Source organism: Streptomyces lydicus, from assembly GCF_001729485.1.
GTDB lineage: Bacteria > Actinomycetota > Actinomycetes > Streptomycetales > Streptomycetaceae > Streptomyces > Streptomyces lydicus_D.
Genome location: NZ_CP017157.1, coordinates 209,321 through 233,905 on the forward strand (window position 1 = coordinate 209,321; position 24,585 = coordinate 233,905).

At 69.9% G+C, this 24,585-nt stretch carries 25 protein-coding genes and 1 tRNA gene; 11 read left to right on the forward strand and 15 right to left on the reverse strand.

Annotated features, from left to right (window positions below; genetic code table 11):
* Positions 1-105: 105 nt before the first annotated feature.
* From SL103_RS00905 to SL103_RS00925, 5 genes are all read right to left on the reverse strand, one after another.
* Positions 106-876 (reverse strand): LamG domain-containing protein, encoded by a 771-nt coding sequence (locus SL103_RS00905; RefSeq protein ID WP_069566879.1) that lies wholly within the window; start codon positions 874-876, stop codon positions 106-108.
* A 225-nt stretch (positions 877-1,101) separates the two neighbouring features.
* Positions 1,102-1,872 carry a DUF4232 domain-containing protein gene (locus SL103_RS00910; RefSeq protein WP_069566880.1) on the reverse strand — a complete coding sequence of 257 codons (771 nt, stop codon included), beginning with the start codon at positions 1,870-1,872 and terminating at the stop codon, positions 1,102-1,104.
* A gap of 303 nt (positions 1,873-2,175) precedes the next feature.
* A complete protein-coding gene (locus tag SL103_RS00915) occupies positions 2,176-2,892 on the reverse strand; it encodes a hypothetical protein (RefSeq protein WP_069566881.1) in 717 nt (238 codons plus the stop codon).
* On the reverse strand, positions 2,889-3,236 hold the full coding sequence (locus SL103_RS00920) for a PadR family transcriptional regulator (RefSeq protein ID WP_069566882.1): 348 nt from the start codon (positions 3,234-3,236) through the stop codon (positions 2,889-2,891). Before SL103_RS00920 ends, SL103_RS00915 begins: the two co-directional genes overlap by 4 nt.
* A gap of 148 nt (positions 3,237-3,384) precedes the next feature.
* Positions 3,385-3,897 carry a MarR family winged helix-turn-helix transcriptional regulator gene (locus tag SL103_RS00925; protein ID WP_069566883.1) on the reverse strand — a complete coding sequence of 171 codons (513 nt, stop codon included), beginning with the start codon at positions 3,895-3,897 and terminating at the stop codon, positions 3,385-3,387.
* 117 nt (positions 3,898-4,014) lie between these two features.
* Here SL103_RS00925 and SL103_RS00930 point away from each other — a divergent pair, with 117 nt between their 5' ends.
* Positions 4,015-4,389, forward strand: coding sequence for a DoxX family protein (locus SL103_RS00930; protein ID WP_069573241.1), 375 nt, complete (start codon positions 4,015-4,017; stop codon positions 4,387-4,389).
* A gap of 124 nt (positions 4,390-4,513) precedes the next feature.
* Here SL103_RS00930 and SL103_RS00935 read toward each other — a convergent pair whose 3' ends face one another.
* Positions 4,514-5,212, reverse strand: a complete 699-nt coding sequence (locus SL103_RS00935; protein ID WP_069566884.1) for a DUF4232 domain-containing protein — start codon at positions 5,210-5,212, stop codon at positions 4,514-4,516.
* A gap of 281 nt (positions 5,213-5,493) precedes the next feature.
* Between SL103_RS00935 and SL103_RS00940 the strand changes: the two genes are divergently transcribed.
* Positions 5,494-6,741: a glycoside hydrolase family 5 protein gene (locus SL103_RS00940; protein WP_079145494.1), complete on the forward strand. Its 1,248-nt coding sequence runs from the start codon at positions 5,494-5,496 to the stop codon at positions 6,739-6,741.
* Positions 6,742-6,951: 210 nt separating this feature from the next.
* On the opposite strand, the gene SL103_RS37480 is transcribed toward SL103_RS00940, so the two are convergent.
* Positions 6,952-7,362, reverse strand: a complete 411-nt coding sequence (locus SL103_RS37480; protein WP_107424541.1) for a helix-turn-helix domain-containing protein — start codon at positions 7,360-7,362, stop codon at positions 6,952-6,954.
* Positions 7,301-7,780 (reverse strand): MarR family transcriptional regulator, encoded by a 480-nt coding sequence (locus SL103_RS00945; protein ID WP_079145495.1) that lies wholly within the window; start codon positions 7,778-7,780, stop codon positions 7,301-7,303. The genes SL103_RS37480 and SL103_RS00945 overlap by 62 nt, the downstream gene beginning before the upstream one ends.
* Before the next feature lie 82 nt (positions 7,781-7,862).
* Between SL103_RS00945 and SL103_RS00950 the strand changes: the two genes are divergently transcribed.
* Together SL103_RS00950 and SL103_RS00955 are read left to right on the forward strand one after the other, a co-directional pair.
* Positions 7,863-8,477, forward strand: coding sequence for a UbiX family flavin prenyltransferase (locus SL103_RS00950; RefSeq protein WP_069566887.1), 615 nt, complete (start codon positions 7,863-7,865; stop codon positions 8,475-8,477).
* A gap of 67 nt (positions 8,478-8,544) precedes the next feature.
* Positions 8,545-10,008: a UbiD family decarboxylase gene (locus SL103_RS00955; RefSeq protein WP_069566888.1), complete on the forward strand. Its 1,464-nt coding sequence runs from the start codon at positions 8,545-8,547 to the stop codon at positions 10,006-10,008.
* 358 nt (positions 10,009-10,366) lie between these two features.
* Here the strand turns inward: SL103_RS00955 and SL103_RS00960 are convergent.
* Positions 10,367-10,440 (reverse strand) — tRNA-Gly (locus tag SL103_RS00960).
* Between the two features lie 579 nt (positions 10,441-11,019).
* On the opposite strand from SL103_RS00960, the gene dcd reads away from it, so the two are divergent.
* The 3 genes from dcd (at position 11,020) to SL103_RS00975 (ending at position 14,004) form a co-directional block, all read left to right on the forward strand.
* Positions 11,020-11,595: a dCTP deaminase gene (gene dcd / locus SL103_RS00965; RefSeq protein ID WP_069573242.1), complete on the forward strand. Its 576-nt coding sequence runs from the start codon at positions 11,020-11,022 to the stop codon at positions 11,593-11,595.
* 115 nt (positions 11,596-11,710) lie between these two features.
* Complete coding sequence (locus tag SL103_RS00970; protein ID WP_069566889.1) at positions 11,711-12,199, forward strand: phosphoribosyltransferase; 489 nt, start codon at positions 11,711-11,713, stop codon at positions 12,197-12,199.
* Between the two features lie 245 nt (positions 12,200-12,444).
* Positions 12,445-14,004: a ricin-type beta-trefoil lectin domain protein gene (locus SL103_RS00975; protein WP_069566890.1), complete on the forward strand. Its 1,560-nt coding sequence runs from the start codon at positions 12,445-12,447 to the stop codon at positions 14,002-14,004.
* A 97-nt stretch (positions 14,005-14,101) separates the two neighbouring features.
* Here the strand turns inward: SL103_RS00975 and SL103_RS00980 are convergent, their stop codons facing one another.
* The 3 genes from SL103_RS00980 to SL103_RS00990 form a co-directional block, all read right to left on the reverse strand.
* Positions 14,102-15,040 carry a YIP1 family protein gene (locus tag SL103_RS00980; protein ID WP_069566891.1) on the reverse strand — a complete coding sequence of 313 codons (939 nt, stop codon included), beginning with the start codon at positions 15,038-15,040 and terminating at the stop codon, positions 14,102-14,104.
* Positions 15,041-15,138: 98 nt separating this feature from the next.
* Complete coding sequence (locus SL103_RS00985; protein WP_069573243.1) at positions 15,139-15,636, reverse strand: GNAT family N-acetyltransferase; 498 nt, start codon at positions 15,634-15,636, stop codon at positions 15,139-15,141.
* A 168-nt stretch (positions 15,637-15,804) separates the two neighbouring features.
* Positions 15,805-18,072 (reverse strand): (Fe-S)-binding protein, encoded by a 2,268-nt coding sequence (locus SL103_RS00990; RefSeq protein ID WP_069566892.1) that lies wholly within the window; start codon positions 18,070-18,072, stop codon positions 15,805-15,807.
* Positions 18,073-18,379: 307 nt separating this feature from the next.
* Here SL103_RS00990 and dnaK point away from each other — a divergent pair, with 307 nt between their 5' ends.
* From dnaK to SL103_RS01010, 4 genes are read left to right on the forward strand one after another with little or no spacing between them, the layout of a single operon-like run.
* Positions 18,380-20,233, forward strand: a complete 1,854-nt coding sequence (gene dnaK, locus SL103_RS00995; protein ID WP_069566893.1) for a molecular chaperone DnaK — start codon at positions 18,380-18,382, stop codon at positions 20,231-20,233.
* On the forward strand, positions 20,230-20,889 hold the full coding sequence (gene grpE / locus SL103_RS01000; protein ID WP_069566894.1) for a nucleotide exchange factor GrpE: 660 nt from the start codon (positions 20,230-20,232) through the stop codon (positions 20,887-20,889). The genes dnaK and grpE overlap by 4 nt, the downstream gene beginning before the upstream one ends.
* Positions 20,890-20,934: 45 nt before the next feature.
* A complete protein-coding gene (dnaJ, locus tag SL103_RS01005) occupies positions 20,935-22,119 on the forward strand; it encodes a molecular chaperone DnaJ (RefSeq protein WP_069566895.1) in 1,185 nt (394 codons plus the stop codon).
* 1 nt (position 22,120) lies between these two features.
* Positions 22,121-22,573 carry a heat shock protein transcriptional repressor HspR gene (locus SL103_RS01010; protein ID WP_033268040.1) on the forward strand — a complete coding sequence of 151 codons (453 nt, stop codon included), beginning with the start codon at positions 22,121-22,123 and terminating at the stop codon, positions 22,571-22,573.
* 77 nt (positions 22,574-22,650) lie between these two features.
* On the opposite strand, the gene SL103_RS01015 is transcribed toward SL103_RS01010, so the two are convergent.
* The 3 genes from SL103_RS01015 to SL103_RS01025 form a co-directional block, all read right to left on the reverse strand.
* Positions 22,651-23,055, reverse strand: coding sequence for a hypothetical protein (locus SL103_RS01015; RefSeq protein WP_069566896.1), 405 nt, complete (start codon positions 23,053-23,055; stop codon positions 22,651-22,653).
* 396 nt (positions 23,056-23,451) lie between these two features.
* Entirely contained in the window at positions 23,452-23,856 is a 405-nt protein-coding gene (locus SL103_RS01020; protein WP_069566897.1) for a pyridoxamine 5'-phosphate oxidase family protein, read from the reverse strand.
* A gap of 42 nt (positions 23,857-23,898) precedes the next feature.
* Positions 23,899-24,471 carry a Uma2 family endonuclease gene (locus tag SL103_RS01025; protein ID WP_069566898.1) on the reverse strand — a complete coding sequence of 191 codons (573 nt, stop codon included), beginning with the start codon at positions 24,469-24,471 and terminating at the stop codon, positions 23,899-23,901.
* Positions 24,472-24,585: the final 114 nt, after the last annotated feature.

Here is a 24,585-nt window from a genome sequence, read left to right on the forward strand (position 1 = left end):
GGTTCGGCCGGCCGCGGGAGAACCGGCGGGCGCCGCCGCGAGCCGTCGTGCGCCCGTGCGGCGCCCGCCGGCCGGCGGCAGCGGTGAACTCGCCCCGGTAACCCGTCAGCCCGGTTCGCGAGAGGAAAGTGAACCCACTTCACGGGACGTCAGTTCCCGGTCGTAGACGTGCACATCGGCGATGTCACCGTTCCAGTGGTCGGCGGCCCTCCCGTCGAACTTGGCGCGTCCGATCACCACGCTGCCAGTGGGTTTCACGTCGCTTGCGGCCACCCTGGTCCCCGCGAGCCGACCGTCCACGTAGATCCGCATCGTGTGGTCCTTCTGGCTGTACGTGCCGGTCAGGTGGTACCAGCGCCCGGGCTGCGGCTGCTCGGGCGTCTGCGCGACGGTACGGGCGCCGGTGAAACTGAAGGCGAAGTTCCCGTCCGGGCCGGCGTACTGGAGGAAGAACGAGCTGCTCGGGTCGCCGTCCTCGGACAGGGCGGTGTGGAAGCCGTTCCGGTCCTCGGAGGCGAGGCGCACCCGCGCGGCGACCGAGTAGTCCTTGCCCGTGGTGTCCAGCACGGTGCCGGTGTCCACGAATCCGCTGGTGCCGTCCAGCCGCAGGGCGCCGCCCTGGGGGCCGTCGGTCCACTCCGTGCCGCCGCTGATCACGCCGTCGTGCGCGCCGGCCTTCGCGGTGCCGGAGCGGTGCAGGGGCCACCAGCCGAGGCCCTGCAGCGACTCGGTGCCGCCACCCGGGCGCGAAGCGGCCGGGTCCGCCCCGGCCTGCTCCTTCCCGGAGTTCTGGCCGCGCACCAGTTGGACGGTGACGAAGGCCAGCGCGACGGTCAATACGGCGATCGTGGTGATGAGCCACCATCTGCGCGTCATGAATCTCCCCGGGACGTGCGGCGTAAATGTGTCACTGGTGGTCACGGGCCCGATCCGGAAGTGGTTCAGTGTGCATTCAAATTGTGGCAAGCACCCGGGCCGGCGGGACCGGGCGCCCCCGGGATGTGCTCCCGTGCGCCCGGAGATGCCGCGACGCCGCGTACGGGGCAGTGGAACAAGGGCAGTTGTGGGCTCGTGTCCGTGCCCGTGTCCGCCCCGAGACGGTCAGCCGATGGGGTTGACGAAGGTGCCCGGGTGGGTGGCGCTGCGCTGGTCGACGAGCGTGCCCCAGGGCCACTTGATGGTGAGCGCCTTGGTCTCGTTGGGCGGGGTGATGTCGGCCCAGGCGGGCTGGTAGAAGCCGGTGTCTTCCTTGGTCATGAGGACATTGATGGTGAAGTCGGTGCTGTCGCCGGGCCCCAGGGTGATCGAGCCGTGCTTGGCCGAGGAGCGGACCAGCGACCAGCGCTCGCCGCCGTTCTCGGACTTGAGGTCCACGCCCGCGAAACCGCCGATCTTGCAGGTGCGGCTGCCCTTGTTGGTCAGCACGACGCTGGTGGTCGTCCCCCCGCTCGCGTCCGGGTCCGGGGCCGCGTCGCCGCCCGTGGCGAACGCCGCCGTCAGGCCGGAGGTGTGGCAGCGCTCGACACCCCCACTCGCCCCGCCACTGCCGCCGGTGGCGTGCGCGCCGCCGGACTGCTTGCCCGCGCTGCCCGCGTTGGTGCCGGGCTTGGCACCGGGCTTGGCACCGGAGTCCGCCTTGTTGTCGGAACCCTGCGCCCCGCCGGAGGACCCCGCGCCGTTGGACCCGGAGGAGCCCGCGCCGCCGGCCTCGGCGGCCGCGGCGGTGTCCTTCTGGCCGCCTGCCGGCTTGGCGGCCGCGGCGTCCGAGCCGGAGCAGGCGGTCAGCGAAAGCGCCGCGGCCGCGGTCAGGGCCGCGGCGGCCACGCGCAGCGTGCGGCGACGGGCGGTGCGGACAGTGGTGTTGGCGCTCATTTCGGGTCCCCCCAGGGTGATCGGTGTCGCTGTCTCCTCGGTACGTCACCCACTCTGGCCGGGGCCGCTATCGCCAGGCTGCCGTGCCGCTAACGTCCGGCAAACGCAGGCGGGTCAGCGCCGGACGGGGCCGCCGGCACCCCGCGATCCGGGCGGCCCGGGTCCGGAAAACGAAGCAGGCCCAGGTCGCTGACCTGGGCCTCAACTCCGAACGGGCCGCCGCGGATGCGGTACCGGCCGCTCGCTGCGACCGCGCCCGCGGACTGCTGCCGGGAGCGGGCGGGTGGCCCGCAGCCCCGGGGTTCAGACGGTGCCCGTCACGGGCGGGCAGGTGCGGTGACGGACCCAGGCGGCACCGGCCGCGACGGCGCCGGTCATTACGGCCGGCGCGAGGGGGGCGGTGAAGAGGAGTTGGTAGTAACCCACCACGTAGGCACCGAAGATGCCGATCGCGACACCGAGCCCGGCCGCCGCCACGAGAAGGACCGGGAGGGCCTTGGTCAGGGCCCGCACGGTCGCTTCGCGCGCGGGGGCACCGTGGTGCCGGAGCGTTCCGTGCACGGCCCGCCGGATCAAGAAGAACGCGGCGAGCGCGCACACCGGGAGCCCCACCCACATCAGGGGGACACCGGGGTTGGGGAACGTGCGCACCTCCGACAGCACATGCCCGCCGGGCGTGGTGGTCAGCGATGAGCCGCTGGGGTCGAGGAGGTGCGACCAGCACACGTACCAAAAGGCGAGCGCGGCGAGGGCGGGCAGGACGGCACCCTGGGCCGCCGCGACGGCGGTCTCCTTCAGATACCGGTGCGCCGGCAGCAGACCGCGTTCGTCCGCCCAGGAGGTGGCCAGCGCCTCGACGTCCCCGCCGATGTAGTCGGCGACCGACCTGCCGTCCGAGGCGGCGGCAGTCAGGTCGGCGGCCAGTTCCTCGGCCATCTCATCGGCCGTGTCCTGTTCGACGCTGAGGCGGCGCCACGTCTCGGTGGCCCGGTGTATCGCGTCGTCGACCGTCAGGGTCATGATTCCTCCCGCGCGGGTTGGCCAATGACGGAGCCGATGCTCGTGGCGAACTCGCCCCAGTCGCGGCTCCACGCCCGGAGCATCCGCAAACCCGCTGCGCTGGGCGTGTAGTAGGTGCGGGCGGGCCCCCCGTCCCCGCTGCGGCGTTCGATCTCGACCAGCTCGCGCTTGCGCAGGCGCGCCAGCGCCGGGTAGATCGAGCCGTCCGCGACATCGAGCCCGGCCTTCGCGAGCCGGACGGTCATCTCGTAGCCGTAGACCGGGCCCTCCGCCATCAAGGCCAGCAGGCACATGTCCAGCACCCCTCGCAGCCACTGGGCACGGGGAGCGGACGTCTCTTCCATGACCAGTACCTTACACAGCATGAGTCATGCACTACAAGATAGTGCGGCGCAAGGTGGCGCTCCCTCCGGCAGCAGTTCCCGTACCGGGCGCGACGTCCGGGTCGGACGAGGCCCTCCACGGGCGACTGCCCCAGGGGATCGCGAACGGCTACTTCTCGGGACGCAGCCGGTCCAGCGTTCCGGTGGCCAGTGGATGCGTGGGGTCCACGGCGCCGACGATGCGGCGGCCGATCGTGGTCAGCTGGCGGACCTGCGCCTTGGTGAGTGCGTCGAAGACACAGCTGCGCACGGCCTCCACGTGTCCGGGGGCCGTGCCGACGACCTTCTCGTAGCCGTCGTCGGTGAGGGTGGCCACGGTGTAGCGGCCGTCGGTGGGGTCGGGGTCACGGCGCATCCAGCCGCGCTTCTCCAGCCGTCCGACGACTTGGGACAGCCGGGGGAGGGAGCCCTCAGCGAACGCGGCCAGCTCGCTCATCCGCAGGGTGCGCTCGGGGACCATGGAAAGCCCGGCCATCACCTGGTACTCGAAGTGACTCAGGCCGGCGTCACGTTGCAGCTGTGCGTCCAGCGCCGCGGGGAGTCGCATCAGCACGCTGCTGAGCGCGATCCATGCCTGATCTTCTTCATCGTCCAGCCAGCGGGGTTCCTGCGGGGTCTCCATGCTCGCGAGTATAACTTCACGCGTGAAGCGACCAGCACAACGAATGACTTGCACCTTGAAGCGAATAGACCCTACTCTTCACTTCAACATTTAAGTCATTGAAAGGTGTTGATCACGATGAACGTTCTGCTGTGGAGTCTCGCCGGCGTGCTCGCCGTGGCGTTCCTGGCGGCCGGGGCGATGAAGCTGTCCCAGTCGAAACAGAAGCTGGCGGCCTCGGGTATGGGCTGGACCGAGGGGGTGAGCGCGGGGACGGTGAAGCTGATCGGAGCCCTGGAGGTGCTGGCCGCGCTCGGCCTGGTTCTGCCGCCCGCGCTCGGCATCGCACCGGTGCTGGCGCCCTTGGCGGCCCTCGGCCTGGTGCTGGTCATGCTCGGCGCCGTGGTCGTGCACGCCCGTCGCGGCGAGGCGCAGATGATCGCCGTGAACCTGGTGCTGCTCGCGCTCGCGGCCGTCGTCGCGTGGGGCCGCTTCGGCCCGTACTCCCTCTAGGGCGCCATGGGCGATCCCCTTCCACGCCATGGGTACGGGTCACACGCAACGCCCCAGGGCCGTAGCCCTGGAGCACGACGCCGAGGTGCGACCCGCCGCGCCCCGTCCCCCGACCGACGGTCCGTCAGAAGTTGTACGGCTTCACGGTGTTCCAGTTCAGCACGTCGGCCTCGTTCCAGCTGAACTGCGGCTTCGCGCCCTGGAGGGCGACGGAGTAGGAGGGGCCGCTCTGACCGTTCGTGCCGCGCAGCGCGAGGGCGAACGACTGCGCCGTGTGGTGCTTCGAGCCGTAGTCGAAGAGGTTCACCGCGCTGTACACCTTGCCGCCGGGCTGGAGCGTGAGGCGCTTGCTGCCACCGGGGTTGTCCTTCTTCGAGTGCGGCAGTACGGCGCCGGCGTCGCCGAGCTTCACGGCCGGGTACGAGGTGACCCAGCACGGCGTGCTGCCCTTGTTCGACGCGGTGACCAGCAGGTGGTCGCCCTGCTGCCCGGCGAACCGGTGCACCGCGGTGAGCAGCATCTCATCGCCGCGGCACTGCCCCGCGCCGGCCGTGGTGCCCTTACCCGCGGCCTCCCCCGTCCCGCCCGAGGCCGCCGTCGAACGCGCACCCTCCTTGGCGTCACCGCCACCGTTCGCCTGCTCCGCCCCGCCCTTGCCACCCTCATCCGACGCGGACCGGCTCTGCGCGCTGCCGGCGGCGTTGCCCCCACCCGCCGCCTTCGCGTTCGAACCACCGTCCGCGCCACCGCAAGCGGTCAGACCCAACGCCAGCGCAGCGGTGACAGCGGCCAGAGTGACGGTACGAATCCGGGAAGTACGCATGATCAGGTTCCCCCTGCATTCCGTGCGGGACCCTTCTTCGGTCGTTCCCGCGCTGTGAACACCACTCTCCCCGGAGCCGCTGACGTTCCGTGAACGCCTCACTCACGTTCCGCTAACAAGCCGCGCGCACGGCTGATCGCGGCGGCTTCCTACTCAAGCGACGGGCACGCAGCCGGTGCTGCCCATGGTGCCCGGCGTTCCCGGACGCCGCAGCCACGACGAGGTGCCGAGTCACATGGATCTCACAAGATCCACTTCTAGCGTCAGGAGGCGCCCGAGCGATGGATGTGGAGGAACGCCCAGTGGATGACAGGAACGGCGCGGTCAAAGGGGAGCGAGCTGCCCGGCCCAAGCGGGGGTGGCGTCGCCGGGGCGTCCTCGCGGTGGCGGGGGTCCTGGCCATGACGATGTCGGTGGCAGGGTGCGGAAGTCGAGCCTCCGACCCGTCCGGTGCGAAGCCCACCCCTTCTTCGAGCGCTGCTTCCGGCGGGGGAACGGGGCGGGGCGCGGTCAGCGTGCACGGCGCCCAATTGCGACGGGACGGGTGGCCGTTCGTGCCACGCGGGGTGCAGATCGTAGGTCTGGTGGCGCCACAGGCTCAATTGAAGGGCGACTACGCCAAGGCCGGCCGGCACTTCGGTGCGGCCGAACTGCGCGCCGCGCAGGCCAGGCACGTCGACACCATACGGTTCCAGGTCAGCGAGTTCGCCCTCGACCCGAAAGATTCGAAATACACGCCCGACTACCTCGAAGAGGTGCAGAAGGCAGTACATCTGGCACGCGGCCTCGGATTCACCGTCATCGTGTCATTGCAGTCCGAGCGGCACGCAGGAAAGAACCACCGCTGTCCCCTGCCGGATGCGGGAGCCGAGCGTGCCTGGTCACGGCTTGCCCCACGGTTCGCCGACGATCACGGGGTCATGCTTCAGCTGTACAACGAACCCATCGCAAAGCCGGTCGACAGCGCCGCCTGGCGGACGTGGCTCTCCGGCGGACCTACGACCGGCAAGCACGGCCGGTGCACAGCAGTGGGGATGCAGCGGCTCGTCGACAACATCCGTTCCCAGCATGCCGGAAACGTCATCATCGTCTCCGGGCTGAATGTCAAGACAACCTTGGCCAACGCCCCGAACGTGAATGACCCTGCCGACCCTCACGATCCGCAGCTCGTCTACGCCGTGCACTATCCCCTGCTCACGGGTTCACTCAAGGCCGAGTGGGACAGAGATTTCGGAGACCTCAGCGCGTCGAAACCGGTCATGGTCACCGAATGGAACGCCAGCTCGGGCTGGCAGTGCAATCCGGACGTCCCGAAAAATGCCCAACTGCTGCTGGACTACTTGTCCGCCCACCACATCGGCCTGATCGGGTTCGCATTCGACCACCCGCACACGATCGTGAAGAACTGGAAATACGTGCCGACCACCTACGACGACTTCCATTGCGGCCGTCACTATGACGGTGGTCCGGGCGAGTTGCTCTTCCGCTACTACGCACACACACCGGCAGCCCCCCGCTCCGAAGGCTGACTCCGACCAGAAGCGATCGGGCACGTAGCGGGCACGAGGAGCTCAGCCCGGTCTGGACAACACAGAGGCCCAGTCAGAGAGTCAACTACCTGAACTGGGCCTTCGTCTTTGGAGCGGGTGACGGGAATCGAACCCGCGCTCTGAGCTTGGGAATCAACGGGGCAGGGCCTCGGAATGCCGCCTGAACCGGGAAAACGTTGTGGTGGGCGGCTATCCGAGCTTCTCGTGCCTACCGTGAATGACCGTCACTGACCACCCTGAAGGGCACGGATGGGGCACGCGCGGGGACGGTGGTGTCGAGGACGCCGTGAAAGTTCCGAGCGTCGGCGCCTTGGGCTGCGGACCCCGTGGTCCGGGGTGCGCCGGGCCGCTGGTGTCGTCAGCCGAGCAGGGTGCGGGCGATCTCCAGGGGGAGGCGCAGCTCCCGTGTGCTGCCCGTAATGGTGGTGGCCGGGGCAGGAGTTCCTCGGCGCGTTTGACCCGGTGGATGACGGTGTTACGGACCACTCGCAAGGCACCGGCCGCGGCCCGCAGCCTGCGCTCCTCTGCGAGATGCCGTTCAGTCCGAACGGTGTCCGGCGCCGCTGATCCACCGCAATGACTCCAGCAGTACGGCGCGATGCGTCTCCGGCAGGCCGCCGACGACGGAGGCGTCGACCGCTTCGCCGAGGGGACGGATCCGGTCGAGCGTGGCGTTGCCGTCGCCGGTGAGCGTCAGGAGTTTCCGGCGGCGGTTCGCGGGGTCGACCTCGCGGGCGAGCAGGCCCCTCAGCTCCAGGCGGTGCACGAGGGGGGCCAGGGTGGCCAGGTCGATGCCGGTCATGTCACCGAGTCGGGACTGATCGATGCCCGGGCACTCGTGGACGGTCAGCAGCACGGCGTACTGGGGCGGGGTGACGTCGCCGACGACCTCCTGCCACTTCGCGGAGTAGCTCTGCAGGGCGCGCCGCAGCAGGTGCAGGGGGGAGCCCGCGAGGTACTGGGGTGTCTGCGGCGTGGCGATGACGGCCTCCGGGTTCGTGTGGCGTGCGCATTTGATTCTGCCAGCTTACTGTGTATCTTCGTGTACGAATGATTCGTGCACGAAGAAAGGCGGAGTCGTGCGGCGACTGGTCGTAGGAATGACGGGCGCCACCGGCGCGATCCTGGGCATCCGACTGCTCCAGGAGCTCCAGCAGCAGCCCGACGTGGAGACCCATCTGGTGATGAGTCGCTGGGCCCGCGCCACCATCGAGCTGGAGACCGACTGGACGGCGCGCGACGTGACCCGCCTCGCCGACGTCGTGCACGGGCCGGAGGACCAGGCGGCGTCGATCTCCAGTGGTTCGTTCCGTACCGACGGCATGGTCATCACGCCCTGCAGCGCGAAGACCCTCGCCGCGATCCGGGCCGGCTACGGCAGCGACCTGATCAGCCGCGCGGCGGACGTCCACCTCAAGGAACAGCGGAGGCTGGTCCTGGCGGTGCGGGAGACCCCGCTGTCGACCATCCACCTGGAGAACATGCTCGCCCTGTCCCGGATGGGCGTCAGCCTGCTCCCGCCCATGCCGGCCTTCTACAACCGGCCCGCGAGCGTCGACGACATCGTCGACCACCTCGTCGCGCGCGTCATGGACCAGTTCGGCCTGGACAGTCAGCGGGCGGTCCGCTGGGAGGGCCCCGCCACCGCCCGCACCCGCCGCGACCGTCCCCTCGCCCCTCTCGACAGCGCCGCCCCCGACCGGGCGGCCGGCTGAGCCACGAAACCCCCGCCGGGGCACCCCCCCCCAGCGCCTCGACGGGCCCTGAAGGAAAGGAATCCCCATGGCCCGTATCAAGGACCTGCGCACCTACCTCGACGCCCTCGACGCCCTCGGCGACCTGCGCACCGTCGACCGGCTCGTCGATCCCGACCTGGAGGTCGGCGCGATCATCCGCCGCTCCTACGAGACCGTCGCCCCCGCGCCCCTGTTCACGAACATCAAGGACTCAGCGCCCGGTTTCCGGCTGCTGGGCGCTCCCGGCGCCCTGAGCTCCGCTCCCGGCCGTCCGCTGGCCCGTATCGCGCTCTCCCTCGGGCTCGACTCCACCGCGAGCGCCCGCGAGATCGTCGACGCCCTCGCCGAGGCCCGCACCCGTGAGCCGCTCCAGCCCGTGCTGGTCGACAGCGCACCGTGCAAGCAGAACATCCTGCTCGGTGAGGACGCCTCGCTGGCCCGGTTCCCGACCCCGCTGCTGCACGAAGGCGACGGCGGCCCCTACGTCAACACCTGGGGCACCATCGTCGCCCGCACCCCGGACGGATCGTTCACCAACTGGTCCATCGCCCGGATCATGATGGTCGACGACACCCACATGACCGGCCTGGTGATGCACCCCCAGCACATCGCCCAGGTGTGGCAGCAGTGGGCCGACCGCGGCGAGCCGATGCCGTTCGCCCTGGTCCAGGGCGGCGAACCGGCCCTGCCGTTCATCTCCGGCATGCCCCTGCCGGACGGCGTGGAGGAAGCCGGCTACCTCGGCGCCCTGCTCGGCGAGCCCCTGGAACTGGTCCAGTGCGAGACCGTCGACCTCCAGGTGCCGGCGAGCGCCGAGATCGTCATCGAGGGGCACCTGTCCGTCGAACGCACCGGCGTCGAGGGCCCGATGGGCGAGTTCGCCGGCTACTGCCCGAGCGAGACCTCGATGCAGCCCGTCTACACCATCGAGGCCATCACCCACCGCGACGACCCCATCTGGCCGACCGTGGTCGAAGGCGAACCCGTCGACGAGTACCACACGGCCACCGGCCTCACCCTGGCCGCCGAAGCCCTGACCGCCCTGCGTGCGGCGAACCTGCCCGTCACCTCCGCCTGGGAACCCTTCGACGGCGCCTCGCACGTTCTGGTGGTCAGCGTCGCCGCCGACTGGCGCGACAAGCTCCCCGGCCTCTCCACGGGCGACTTCGCCCAGCGGATCACCGATGTCATCGCCGCCCAGCGCTTCGAATACGTGGTGCCCCGCATCTTCGTCCTCGACGACGACGTGGACGCCTCCGACACCGGTGAACTGATGTGGGCGCTCGCCACCCGGGTGCACCCCACCGGCCGGCGGATCGTGCGCGAGGGCAAGATGCTGCCCCTGCTCTCCGGGTACACGCCGGAAGAGCGGCACGCCGGGAGGGGGCCGAAGGTCACCTACGACGCCCTGCTCCCCTCCGACGAAGAGGGCCGTGACCCCCGGAGCTCCTTCCGCTTCACCTTCCCGCAGGAAGTCCAGCAGCGGGTGCTGGAGCACTGGAACGACTGACCCCGACCGGCAAGGCACGACGCGTGACCCGGCGCATCACCACAGCCGAACCGCTGACTGCCTGCCTGCATCCGTCTGTCCCTGTCGAGGGCCGTCCCTCGACAGGGACTCGCGGTCGTCGGGGCAGATCGCATGTACCGCCGGCAGGAACTGCTGGTTTCGGTAAGCGAATTCGCGCGTCCGAGCAATGTGGTGACGTAGGCCATGGAAGATGCGTCCCGGGGTTCGGGACCTCCACGGGTGGTGTGGTGCGAACACCTCGTCAACAGCCCGCCTGGCACGGGCTTTTCGAGGGGCACGTGCCCCGGAGAGGTCTGGACAGCAACAAGCCCCAGGTCACTGACCTGGGGCTTCCATGTGGAGCGGGTGACGGGAATCGAACCCGCGCTCTGAGCTTGGGAAGCTCATGTTCTACCATTAAACTACACCCGCGTAATCCCGCCTCGGATCGAGAGCGGAACATCGTCGCACACTCTACCCCATCACCGCCTCGCGGTGCATTTGGCATGTCCGGGGGTGGTCGGGGGCGGTCCGGGCCGGTGTGCGGCCGGGGGTGCGGGGTGGTCTCCGGGGGGTGGGATGCGGGTGCCGGGGGCGGGAGTTGGGGCGTACGGTGGGGCGTCGGAGTGCCGCTTTCAGATGCGCCCAGTTCATCCCCTAATGTGGCTTTTGTTGTCCACGCAGTTGGGAGAGGGACTTGATGGAGCGCACCGTCGTACGTTGTGCTGAGGGCCACGTGTTCAGCACCGCTTCGTTCCCGATGCAGACCACCGATCGGCTCGGTCCTGGACGGCTGTTGCGCTGCCCGCGCTGCGCTCGGCTGCGGCATGCGGTGCCCGTGGAGCACGCGAAGCGGTAGTGCAGCGACAGTGACGAGGTAGAGCAGCGACAGCGGTCACCGGTGCGGTGACCGAGGGAGCGGCGAGCGAGGAAGTGGTGAAGGGCCCGGCCCCCTGGGGGCCGGGCCCTCGTCGTGCGGTGGGGGTGGTGCGGGCGCGTATCCTCGTGTGCGTGCTTCTCTCAGACAAGGACATCCGGGCCGAGATCGATGCTGGTCGGGTGCGTATCGACCCCTATGAAGAGTCGATGGTGCAGCCGTCCAGTATCGACGTGCGCCTCGACCGGTACTTCCGGGTGTTCGAGAATCACCGGTACCCGCACATCGACCCCGCCGTCGAGCAGCCCGATCTGACCCGTGAGGTCGTTCCGGAGGGGGACGAGGCGTTCATCCTGCACCCGGGCGAGTTCGTGCTGGCCTCGACGTACGAGGTGATCAGCCTGCCGGACGACATCGCGTCCCGGCTGGAGGGCAAGAGCTCGCTGGGGCGGCTGGGGCTGCTGACGCATTCGACCGCCGGCTTCATCGACCCGGGGTTCAGCGGGCACGTGACGCTGGAGCTGAGCAATGTCGCCACGCTGCCGATCAAGCTGTGGCCGGGCATGAAGATCGGGCAGCTGTGCATGTTCCGGCTGACGTCGCCGACCGAGCACCCCTACGGCAGTGAGCGGTACGGCTCCCGCTACCAGGGGCAGCGCGGCCCGACGCCGTCCCGGTCGTTCATGAACTTCCACCGGACGCGGGTCTGACGCGGGTGTGAGGCAGGCGACGGAGAGCGCCTGGGCAGGGGGGCGCGTTCAGCAGGGTGGACGCGCGGGGCAGAGCCGTTGGACAGCGAAGGTCTGAGAGAGATACGTGAGTGACGTGCGGGAAAACCTGACGTACGAGCGGTTCGGCGGGGCGATCCGTGAGCTGGCGCAGACGATCGCCGATGACGGGTACGAGCCCGACGTCGTGCTGTCGATCGCGCGCGGCGGTGTCTTCGTCGCGGGTGGGCTGGCGTACGCGCTGGACTGCAAGAACATCCACCTGGTGAACGTGGAGTTCTACACCGGCGTGGGGACCACCCTGGAGATGCCGGTCATGCTGGCCCCGGTGCCGAACGCGATCGACTTCTCCGAGAAGAAGGTGCTGATCGCCGACGACGTCGCCGACACCGGCAAGACGCTGAAGCTGGTGCGCGACTTCTGCCTGGAGACCGTGGCCGAGGTGCGCAGCGCGGTGATCTACGAGAAGTCGCAGTCGCTGGTGAAGTGCGAGTACGTCTGGAAGCGCACGGACGACTGGATCAACTTCCCGTGGAGCGTCGAGCCGCCGGTGGTGCGGCGGGAGGGTCAGGTCCTCGACGCCTGAGGGGCCGGGCGGCCCCCTCCGGTCCGGCGGGCCGGGGTGAACGAGCATTATCCGTAAGGGAGTTGGCTGCGGCCGGCTCCCTTACGTTTTGTGTGTGCGCCGTCTCACACGTCTTTCGGCCAATCGCGTTCCGAGTGTTCCGCAGGTGCTTACCACCGAGTAAAAACCGGCGGTAACAGCGGTCACAGTGGCGACGGCGGTGGCGGTGGGGCCAGTGGTTCCGCCGGACCGGAGGGGAGACACCGATGGCGCGTGCGAGACGTGGGTGGCGGGCGAGGGCGGGGAGCGCGGCCACGGCCGTCGCCCTGGCGGCGATGATCGGTACCGCGGCGGGCGGGACGGGCGTCGCCACCGCGGCCACCCCCGCCGCTCCGGCAGGCACCGGTGCCGCGCCCCGGGCCGCCACGCCCCTGTCCCCGGAACTGGAGAAGATCCGGGCGCGGGAGGCGGTGGCTCTCTACGGGGACGCGGTCGAGCGGCCCCTCGCGGAGCGGAAGACCTCGTTGATCTCGCTGGGTGACAGCGAGATCTCGGGCGAGGGCGTCGGGACGTACGAGGCGGGCACCGACGGGCCGACCAACTGGTGCCACCGGTCGCCGGACTCGGCGATCCACCGGACCGGGATCGCGGCGGACGTGACGTACAACGTCGCCTGCTCGGGGGCGTACAGCGGCAACATCGTCCTCGGGGGCAGCAAGCAGTACGCCGATGAGCTGGTGCAGAGCGACAACCTGGCGATCAAGGCCCGCAACACCCGGCTGAAGATGGTCCTGCTGGTCGCGGGCGCCAATGACGATCTCCAGTTCGGGCCGGTGATGACGGACTGCGTGGAGCGCTGGTTCCTGCTCCAGGGCACCTGCGAGACGAAGTACCGGCCGGGCTGGCAGGCGCGGGTCGACGGGCTGGTGCCCAAGATCGAGCGGACCGTCGGCGATCTGCGGACCGTGATGCGGGACGCGGGCTACGCGGACGGCGACTACCGGCTCGTGGTGATGTCGTACCCGAGCCCGATCGGGCCGGACGTGGAGGACAACCCGCACTACCCGGGGAAGCTGCCGGGCGGCTGCACCGGCTACACCTCCGATGCGGCGTGGGGGCGCAACGCCGCGGTGCCGGCGTTCGAGACGGGCGTGCGCGCGGCCGCGCGGGAGGCGGGAGCGACGTACCTCGACGCCTCGCGGCTGTTCCACGGGCACGAGGTGTGCATGGAGGACACCTGGGCCCGCGGGCTGTGGGTGAACCTCACCAACCCCTTCCCGCCGGACGCCAATTCGGTGCGGCAGTCGTTCCACCCCAACGCGCGCGGGCACGGCGCGTTCGCCGCGTGCCTGACCCAGCTGTACGCGGCGCCGGGGCTGCGGGAGGCGTCCTGCGCGGACCCCGCGAGCACCGGGCGGCCGACGCTGTACGCGGGGGCCTGGGACGACGCGTACCGGCCGTGGCGGAACGCCGGCACGGGCAGCTGCCTCGACGCGATCGGCGGCGCGAGCCGGAACGGCACGGCGGTCGGCGGCTGGGACTGCAACGGGCAGCGCAATCAGGACTGGTGGTACGACGACGGTCAGCGGTCGGTGCACGTGGGGCTGAGCCAGGACCGGTGCCTGGACGTGCCGGGCGGACGGTACGAGGCCGGCGCGGCGCTGGTGCTGTGGAACTGCTCGGGCGCGGGCAACCAGCAGTTCGTGCGGGCCGGCGGGGTGATCCGGCCGGCGGCCGCGCCGTCGCTGTGCCTGGCGCTCGGCGGGGCGAAGGAGCCGCTCAGGCTGCGGGCCTGCGACGGGTCGGCGGGCCAGCGGTTCGCGTAGCCGCCGCGCGGCGGGCCGGCGGAGCGGCCGTACGGCAAGGGGCCCGTCCGGGAGCCGAGTGCTCCGGGACGGGCCCCTTGGCGTGGCCGGGCAGGGCCTACAGCGTGCCGAGCTTGAGCAGGCCGAGCAGCGCGACCAGCTGGATCGCGGAGGCGCCCAGGGCCTTGGGCCACGGCAGGTCGTGCGACTTGCTGACCATGGACGTCAGCAGATAGCCGCAGGCCAGCCAGGTCAGCCAGCCCAGCACCTGGACGAGGGTGGAGTCGCCGCCGAGGAACATCGCGAACAGCAGCCGGGGCGCGTCCGAGATGTTCATGATCAGCATGGACAGGCCGATGGTCGGCTGCCAGGCGCCGTCACCACCGAGCTGGCGGGCCAGGGTGTGGGTGACCGTGCCCAGGATCAGGCTGCCGATGATGAACATCACGGCGGTGATCAGCACCCAGGGGATGCTGTTGGAGAGCGTGGCGTTCAGCACATCCTCGCGGGCCTTGTCGAACCCGAAGACCGCGAGCAGGCCGTAGACGAAGGTGACGACGAGCGCCGGGCCCCAGACCGTGTGGTCCCGCATCTGCCAGAACGTGGCGTCGGGGCGCAGCACGATGCCGGACAGCAGCTGCTTCCAGTGCAGCCGGGGACCGGCCGGTGGGGCCGCGGACTGGCCGGCGCGGTAGGTGCCGCCGTCCGCGTACGCACCGTCACCGGGGCCGCCGCCGTACTGGTCGGGCTGCTGCCCGTAGGCGTCCGGACCCTCGCCGATGCTGAACTGCCTTGTGCTGCCGGGGTTGTTGTCGCCGCCGTACGGCGCGTACGACGCCTGAGCGGGCTCGTAGCCGCCGTCGCCGAAGTACTCGGGCTCGCCGTACCGGCCGTGCGGTGGCGCCTGAGGCGCGCCGCCGTGGTTCGGCGGGGCCTGCCACTGCCCGTGCTGCGGCGGGGGCTGCTGCCCGTACGGCCCTTGCTGTCCGTACGGTGCCTGCTGCCCCTGGCCCTGCTGTCCGTTCTGCGCGGGGCGGGCATCCCGTCCGCGACCCATCCTGAATCCAGCCACGCCTTCGAAAGTACCTGGTCCGCGGCGAAGGGGTGGCCGAGCCGGCGACCGGGGCGGGGTTTGCTGCCGACCTGTGACATCCCCTAGGGGGATCCCGGAGGGACCGCGGCCCCGGGGGACGGCGTCCAGCGCAGGGTGAGTTCCGGGAGGTTCTCCATGTTGCCGCTGCCGTCGTCGGTGGCCACGACGCGGAAACCGTGGTGGGCGTAGAACGCCCGGGCCTCGGTGTTGAGTTGGAAGACGTGCAGGGTGAGCCCGGCCGGGCGGTGCCGCCGGACCTCGGTGAGGAGGCGGGTGCCGATGCCGGTGCGCCGGACGTCCGGGCGGAGGTAAAGCTGGTCGAGCAGATCGCCCTGGACGGTGGCGTAGCCGAGGACCTCGGGGCCACGGACCGCGACGAGGGTGTGGCTCTCGGGCAGCACGATCTCGCGGATCCAGCGGGTGACCTCGTCGTGGGTGCGGCGCTGGGGCGGCAGATAGGGCATGGTGGCCCGCCGTGAGTCCTGGTGGACGGCGGCGATCGCGGGGGCGTCGGTGGGGCGGGCCGGGCGGATCGTGACGGTGTCCTGAGCCGTGGTCATGCCGTCATGGTCGGGCGGACGCGGGACGCCGGGCAACCGGATTTCCCGGTGCCGGCGGGGCCTTGCCGGCCGGGGCGGGAACGGCGACGGCCGGCCCCCTGCGGCAGGGGACCGGCCGTCGCGCAACGCCCTTGCGGAGGCGGCTGTTTCAGCGGCTCACTGCACCGCTCACTTCACCGGCTCGGGTTCCGGGGCGTCCTCGGACTCCTCGTCGTCGGCCGGGTCGGCGGGGGTCTTGACGGAGTCCAGCAGCAGCTGGGCCACGTCGACGACCTGGACGGACTCCTTCGCCTTGCCGTCGTTCTTCTTGCCGTTGACCGAGTCGGTCAGCATGACGAGGCAGAAGGGACAGGCCGTGGAGACGATGTCGGGGTTGAGGGAGAGGGCCTCGTCGACGCGCTCGTTGTTGATGCGCTTGCCGATGCGCTCTTCCATCCACATCCGGGCACCGCCGGCGCCACAGCAGAAGCCGCGCTCCTTGTGGCGGTGCATCTCCTCGTTCCGCAGGCCCGGCACCTTGGCGATGATCTCGCGCGGCGGCGTGTAGACCTTGTTGTGGCGGCCCAGGTAGCAGGGGTCGTGGTACGTGATCAGACCCTCGACCGGGGTGACGGGGATCAGCTTGCCCTCGTCGATCAGGTGCTGCAGCAGCTGGGTGTGGTGGATGACCTCGTACTCGCCGCCCAGCTGCGGGTACTCGTTCGCGATGGTGTTGAAGCAGTGCGGGCAGGTCGCGACGATCTTCTTCTTGGCCTTGGGCTTCTTGGTGGACTCGTCCTCGCCGTCCTCGCCGAAGGCCATGTTCAGCATCTCGACGTTCTGCTGGCCGAGCTGCTGGAAGAGGAACTCGTTGCCCAGCCGGCGGGCCGAGTCACCGGTGCACGCCTCGTCGCCACCCATGATCGCGAACTTGACGCCGGCGATGTGCAGCAGCTCGGCGAACGCCTTGGTGGTCTTCTTGGCGCGGTCCTCCAGGGCGCCGGCGCAGCCGACCCAGTAGAGGTAGTCGACCTCGGTGAGGTCCTCGACGTCCTTGCCGACGACCGGGATCTCGAAGTCGACCTCCTTGGTCCAGGCGAGCCGCTGCTTCTTGGCCAGGCCCCAGGGGTTGCCCTTCTTCTCCAGGTTCTTGAGCATCGTGCCCGCCTCGGACGGGAACGAGGACTCGATCATGACCTGGTAGCGGCGCATGTCGACGATGTGGTCGATGTGCTCGATGTCGACCGGGCACTGCTCGACGCAGGCGCCGCAGGTGGTGCAGGACCACAGGACGTCGGGGTCGATGACGCCGTTCTCCTCCAGCGTGCCGATCAGCGGGCGCTCGGCCTCGGCGAGCGCGGACGCCGGGACGCCCGCCAGCTGCTCCTCGGTCGCCTGCTCCTCGCCCTCCATCGACTTGCCGCCGCCGGCGAGCAGGTACGGGGCCTTGGCGTGCGCGTGGTCGCGCAGCGCCATGATCATCAGCTTCGGGGAGAGCGGCTTGCCGGTGTTCCAGGCGGGGCACTGCGACTGACAGCGGCCGCACTCGGTGCAGGTGGAGAAGTCGAGCAGGCCCTTCCAGGAGAAGTGCTCGATCTGCGAGACGCCGAACTGGTCGTCCTCGCCCGGGTCCTCGAAGTCGATCGGCTTGCCCGCGGAGGTCATCGGCTGCAGCGCGCCGAGCGCCACGTCGCCGTCCGACTCGCGCTTGAACCAGATGTTGGGGAAGGCCAGGAAGCGGTGCCAGGCGACGCCCATGTCCGTCTTCAGCGCGACCGTGATCATCCAGATGAAGGACGTCGCGATCTTGATCAGCGCGAAGAGGTAGGTCAGGAACTGGAGGGTGCCGAGGCTCAGCCCCTTGAAGGCCGCGACCAGCGGGTACGAGGCGAAGAACGACGCCTCGTAGCCCTCGACGTGGTGCTGGGCGCCCTCCAGGGCGTGCAGCGTCACGATGCAGATGCCGACGATGAGGATGACGGCCTCGACGAAGTACGCCTGGCCGAAGTTGGAGCCGGTGAAGCGGGACTTGCGGCCGGCCTTGCCGGGCTTGCTCAGCTGGCGGATGACGATCAGGGTCACGATGCCCAGCGTCGTCATCAGACCGATGAACTCGACGAAGACGTTGTACGGCGTCCAGTCGCCGATGATCGGGATCAGCCAGTCGGCCTGGAAGAGCTGGCCGATGGCGTTGACGATCGTCAGCAGCAGCGAGAAGAAGCCCACCGCCACGAACCAGTGCGCGACGCCGACGACGCCCCAGCGGTTCATCCTGGTGTGGCCGAGGAACTCCTTGACCACCGTGACCGTGCGTCGGCCGGGATTGTCGGTCCGGGTGCCGGCGGGTACCGGCTGGCCGAGCCGCACGGAACGGTAGATCTGCAGGATGGCACGGCCGAACAGCGCGACGCCGACCGCGATTAGGACCAGCGACACGATGATCGCGGCGAGTTGCATTGGGGGCTCCTCGAACCTGCGCGAGCGGAAGAACGGAGAAAGCTGAGCGGACTCAGCGGAACTACTAAGCAGTAACTTTTTTGGTCTGCGGCTGAGGTTACCCATTCTCCCCGGCCCCATGAAGCCGCCCGGCCGGTGATCTGTGTCGCGCAGGCAACCCTGCGCGGGGCGGGCACGTCTTCGTTGCGGCTGGGTGACGATAAGGGCGACATAAAAGTTGAGTGGACACGACTCAGGTCTGTTGACAGGATTTCCCGGGTGCTGCACTCTTGAGCCTGTTCCACTCAAGTCAGCTGGAGGAATTGAAATGGCACGTGCGGTCGGCATCGACCTGGGCACGACGAACTCCGTCGTCAGTGTTCTCGAAGGCGGTGAGCCCACCGTCATCACCAACGCCGAGGGCGCCAGGACCACGCCGTCCGTTGTCGCCTTCGCCAAGAACGGCGAGGTGCTGGTCGGCGAGGTCGCGAAGCGCCAGGCGGTCACCAACGTCGACAGGACCATCCGGTCGGTCAAGCGCCACATGGGCACCGACTGGAAGATCGACATCGACGGCAAGGGCTTCAACCCGCAGCAGATGAGCGCCTTCATCCTGCAGAAGCTCAAGCGGGACGCCGAGGCGTACCTGGGCGAGAAGGTCGTCGACGCGGTCATCACCGTTCCGGCCTACTTCAACGACTCCGAGCGCCAGGCCACCAAGGAGGCCGGTGAGATCGCGGGCCTCAACGTCCTGCGCATCGTCAACGAGCCCACCGCGGCCGCCCTGGCCTACGGCCTGGAGAAGGACGACCAGACCATTCTGGTCTTCGACCTCGGTGGCGGCACCTTCGACGTCTCGCTGCTGGAGATCGGCGACGGCGTCGTCGAGGTGAAGGCCACCAACGGTGACAACCACCTCGGTGGTGACGACTGGGACCAGCGCGTCGTCGACTACCTGGTCAAGCAGTTCCAGAACGGCCACGGCGTCGACCTGGCCAAGGACAAGATGGCGCTGCAGCGTCTGCGCGAGGCCGCCGAGAAGGCGAAGATCGAGCTGTCGTCCTCCACCGAGACGACGATCAACCTTCCCTACATCACCGCCTCCGCCGAGGGCCCGCTGCACCTGGACGAGAAGCTCACGCGCTCGCAGTTCCAGCAGCTCACCGCGGATCTCCTGGAGCGCTGCAAGACCCCGTTCCACAACGTCATCAAGGACGCCGGCATCCAGCTGTCCGAGATCGACCACGTGGTCCTGGTCGGCGGCTCGACCCGTATGCCGGCCGTCGCCGAGCTCGTCAAGGAGCTGACCGGCGGCAAGGACGCCAACAAGGGCGTCAACCCGGACGAGGTCGTCGCCATCGGCGCCACCCTGCAGGCCGGTGTCCTCAAGGGTGAGGTCAAGGACGTCCTCCTGCTGGACGTCACCCCGCTGTCCCTCGGCATCGAGACCAAGGGCGGCATCATGACCAAGCTCATCGAGCGCAACACCACGATCCCGACCAAGCGCTCCGAGATCTTCACGACGGCCGAGGACAACCAGCCGTCCGTGCAGATCCAGGTCTACCAGGGCGAGCGCGAGATCGCGGCGTACAACAAGAAGCTCGGGATGTTCGAGCTGACCGGTCTGCCGCCGGCGCCCCGCGGCGTCCCGCAGATCGAGGTCTCCTTCGACATCGACGCCAACGGCATCATGCACGTGACCGCGAAGGACCTGGGCACGGGCAAGGAGCAGAAGATGACCGTCACCGGCGGCTCCTCGCTGCCGAAGGACGAGGTCGACCGCATGCGTGAGGAGGCCGAGCGCTACGCGGACGAGGACCACAAGCGCCGCGAGGCCGCCGAGACCCGCAACCAGGGCGAGCAGCTGGTCTACCAGACCGAGAAGTTCCTCAAGGACAACGAGGAAAAGGTCCCCGGTGAGGTCAAGACCGAGGTCGAGACCGCCGTCGCCGAGCTGAAGGAGAAGCTCAAGGGCGAGGACACCGCGGAGATCCGCACCGCCACCGAGAAGGTCGCGGCCGTCTCGCAGAAGCTGGGCCAGGCCATGTACGCCGACGCCCAGGCCGCGGGCGGCGCCGAGGGCGCTGCCCCCGGTGACCAGGCCCAGTCGGAGGCCGCCGACGACGTCGTCGACGCCGAGATCGTCGACGACGAGAAGCCCAAGAAGGACGGTGCCGCGTGACGGAGGAGACCCCGGGCTTCGACGAGAAGCCTGACGTCCCCTCCGACGCCGCCCCTGAAGACGCGGCGCAGGCCGAGTCCGCCGACAAGGCGGGCTCGGCCCCGGCCGGGGACGTACAGGACGTAGCACTCCAGGCGCAGCTGGACCAGGCACGCTCGGCGCTCAACGAGCGCACCGGTGACCTCCAGCGGCTCCAGGCGGAGTACCAGAACTACCGCCGTCGGGTGGAGCGGGACCGGATCACGGTCAAGGAGATCGCCGCGGCGAACCTCCTGTCCGAGCTCCTTCCCGTGCTCGACGACGTGGGCCGGGCGCGGGAGCACGGCGAGTTGGTCGGCGGCTTCAAGTCGGTGGCCGAATCGCTGGAGACCGTGGTCGCCAAGCTCGGTCTGCAGCAGTTCGGCAAGGAGGGCGAGCCCTTCGACCCGACGATCCACGAAGCGCTGATGCACTCGTACGCGCCGGATGTCACCGAGACGACGTGCGTTGCGATCCTTCAGCCCGGGTATCGCATCGGTGAGCGAACGATCCGCCCCGCGCGGGTCGCCGTCGCCGAGCCGCAGCCGGGCGCGCAGGGCGCCAAGTCGGGATCCGAGGACGACGCCAAGGGCGCCACGGCTGCGGACGAGGAGAGCGGTGGCCCGGACGAGGGCTGACGTGCGGAAGAACAGGAAAACGGTGCGGAAGGAGGGACGTCGGGGATGAGCACCAAGGACTTCGTGGAGAAGGACTACTACAAGGTCCTCGGCGTCCCCAAGGACGCCACCGAAGCGGAGATCAAGAAGGCGTACCGCAAGCTGGCCCGGGAGAACCACCCGGACGCCAACAAGGGCGACACCAAGGCCGAGGAGCGCTTCAAGGAGATCTCCGAGGCCAACGACGTCCTGGGTGATGCCAAGCGCCGCAAGGAGTACGACGAGGCGCGGGCCCTGTTCGGCAACGGCGGCTTCCGTCCCGGCCCCGGCGGGGGCGGCGGCTCGTTCAACTTCGACCTGGGCGACCTCTTCGGGGGTGGCGCGGGCGGTTCGGGCGGCGCGGGCGGAGCCGGCGGCTTCGGCGGCGGTCTCGGGGACGTCTTCGGGGGCCTGTTCAACCGCGGTGGCGCCGGCACGCGTACCCAGCCGCGCCGCGGCCAGGACATCGAGTCCGAGGTGACGCTGAGCTTCACCGAGGCGGTCGACGGGGCCACGGTCCCGCTGCGGATGTCCAGCCAGGCGCCGTGCAAGTCGTGTTCCGGCACCGGCGACAAGAACGGTACGCCGCGGGTCTGCCCGACCTGCGTCGGCACCGGTCAGGTCAGCCGGGGCGCGGGCGGCGGGTTCTCGCTGACCGATCCCTGCGCGGACTGCAAGGGCCGGGGTCTGATCGCCCAGGACCCCTGCGACGTCTGCAAGGGCAGCGGGCGCGCGACCAGTGCGCGCACGATGCAGGTCCGCATCCCCGCGGGCGTCTCCGACGGGCAGCGCATCCGGCTGCGCGGCAAGGGCGCTCCGGGCGAGCAGGGCGGCCCGGCCGGTGATCTGTACGTCGTCGTGCACGTCGGCGCCCACCCGGTGTTCGGCCGGAAGGGCGACAACCTCACCGTCACCGTGCCGGTCACCTTCCCGGAGGCCGCGCTCGGCGGCGAGGTGAAGGTGCCCACGCTGGGCGGTCCGCCGGTGACCCTGAAGCTGCCGGCCGGTACCCCCAACGGGCGCACCATGCGGGCCCGGGGCAAGGGCGCGGCCCGCAAGGACGGCACCCGTGGTGATCTGCTGGTCACCATAGAGGTGGTCGTTCCCGACGAGCTCGGCGACGAGGCGAAGGAAGCGTTGGAGTCCTATCGCGACGCGACCGCGGGAGCGGACCCGCGGGCGGAGCTGTTCCAGGCCGCGAAGGGAGCATGAGATGGACAGCCGGGGCGGGCAGCGTCGTAACCCGTATGAACTGACCGATGAGTCGCCGGTGTACGTCATCTCCGTCGCGGCCCAGCTCTCCGGCCTGCATCCGCAGACCCTGCGGCAGTACGACCGGCTGGGCCTGGTCTCGCCGGACCGTACGCCGGGGCGGGGCCGCCGCTACTCCGCCCGGGACATCGAACTGCTGCGTACCGTGCAGCAGTTGTCCCAGGACGAGGGCATCAACCTCGCCGGCATCAAGCGCATCATCGAGCTGGAGAACCAGGTCGCGGCCCTGCAGCAGCGGGTCGCCGAACTCCAGGGCGCCCTGGAGGGCGCGGCCAGCGCGATGCGGCAGCGGGAGGCGGCGGTGCACGCTTCCTACCGGCGCGACCTGGTGCCGTATCAGGACGTCCAGCAGACCAGTGCGCTGGTGGTGTGGCGGCCCACGCGTTCCGAGTAGCGCGTGCCGCACGCCAGCTGCGCGAAGGACGAAGGGCCGGGGTGGCGCACCCCGGCCCTTCGTCCTGCGTACGGGCCTCAGCAGCCGTTGTAGCCGGCCGTGGGCATCGACAGCCGCCGGTGCACCTGGGACTTCATCGCGAGCGTGTAGACCGGCTCGTCGAGGTCGGCGGTCTCCAGCCGGACGCCGGCCGCCGCGCACCGCTCGGTGAACTCGTCGGCCCCGTCGATGGCGTTCTCCAGCGCCCGGCGGTTGGGCGTCACGAACACATCCACCAGGCCCTCTTCCACATCGCGCCACAGCGCGCTGTGGTCGGCGCGCAGCTGATGCAGGCTGAGCCGGCAGGTCAGGTGGTAGTCACGGGCCGCCGCCCACTGATTGCACATGTCGTGCTGGCTGCGGTCGTCGACCAGGAACGGATCCTCGTCCAGCTCGGACAGCGGCATCAGGCAGGCGATCGCCGTGACTCGGACCGAGTTCATCGTGCCCTCCGGGGCGTGGCGACTGTGGGGGCGACGATACCCCCGAGTGCGGCCCGCGGTGGAGGGGCTGTGCCGGGCGGCGAGGCGTATCCGCAGGCGTGGCAGATCTTCCAGCCGTCCTGGTTGACGGCGAGTTGGCCGCCGCAGCGCGGGCAGAGCTCGGCGTGCGGGCGCCGGCGGGTGCGGCGCGGACGGCGTGGCGCGGTCGTCGCGTTGCCCAATGCCGACCCCATGCGGCCTCCAGCTGCTGTCTTCTGCGCAGAACAGGCCGAAGTCGTCCGTCATCGCGCGGAGTTGTTCATGTCCTGTTCGTACCTGAGTACCAGGTGGAGGGGTTTTCCCGGAGGCGGACGATCCGATTTCGGACAGGTCTGGACCTCTTGGGGTCCAGGGATCCTAGGCCCGCCCCATCGCCTTGGTCACGGCGATCTCGATCATGACCCGATCGGGGTTGGGGGACGGCATCCGCCCGTACCGCTCGGCGTAGCGGTTCACCGCGTCGGCCACCGTCTCGGCGTCCGTACGCACCCGCGCGATGCCCTCCAGCGTCGCCCAGCGGCCCTTGTCGACCTGGCACACGGCCACGGTGGCGCCGTCCGCGCCGGCGGCGAGGATGTTCTTGACCTTGGTGCTGTCCTTGCGGGTGATGATCCGCGCGATCCGCTGCCCGGCGTCGTAGGTGACACCCACCGGCACGACGTGCGGCGTCCCGTCCCTGCGCAGCGTGGTGAGCGTCGGCATCAGGTACTCGCCCCAGAAAGCGAGGTACTCCGGGCTGAGGGCGCTGAGGTCGTGGGCCATGGCCGCCAGCGTAATCGGGGCCCCGGGGGCGGGGCCCGGCGGTCAGCGGAAGTCGCCGGTGTCGAGGTCGAAGGAGAAGGGCGCGGGGAGGGGGACGGGCTTGCCGAACGGCTGGGTGTGGGACCCGCTGTAGTCCCCGTTCTCCGGCTCGCTGAACAGGGTGAGGGCGGACTTGTCGCCGTCGACGAGGAGGTAGAGGGGGATGCCGGCACGGGCGTAGCCGTGCCGCTTGTCCTTGCGGTCCGTGCGGGGATTGGTCGACGTCACCTCGACGACCATGGCGACGCCGTCACCGGGCATCCAGGAGGGGGCGCCCCGGAAGAGGCGCAGGGCGCGGGGGGCGAGGGTGGCGTCGGGGATCACGTGGTTGGGGGGCTTGCCCTCCCCGGCGGGGAGGAGAAGTCCTTTGTGGCCCGAGATCTGCATGGCGGTTGCAGACTGGCTGAGCACCTGCTCGAAGACAAGGCTCAGGTAGTCCTCGTGGTCGCCGTCCGGCGGCGGTGTCACAGCGATCTCCCCCTCGATGAGCTCGGCCCGGAAGCCGTGCGGCGTTTCCAGGGCCAGGAAGCCCTCCAGGAGGGTGTCGTCCTGCGTGGACATGGGCTCGTGTGCCATAGCCGTCTTGCTGCACCTCCTCGTGGTCGGAGGCCAGTGTTGCCGGGTTTCGCCGCAGGCGAAGGCGAGTTCGGGGCCGTTCACCCGCAAGAGCCGCCTTGAGTGGACTAGACT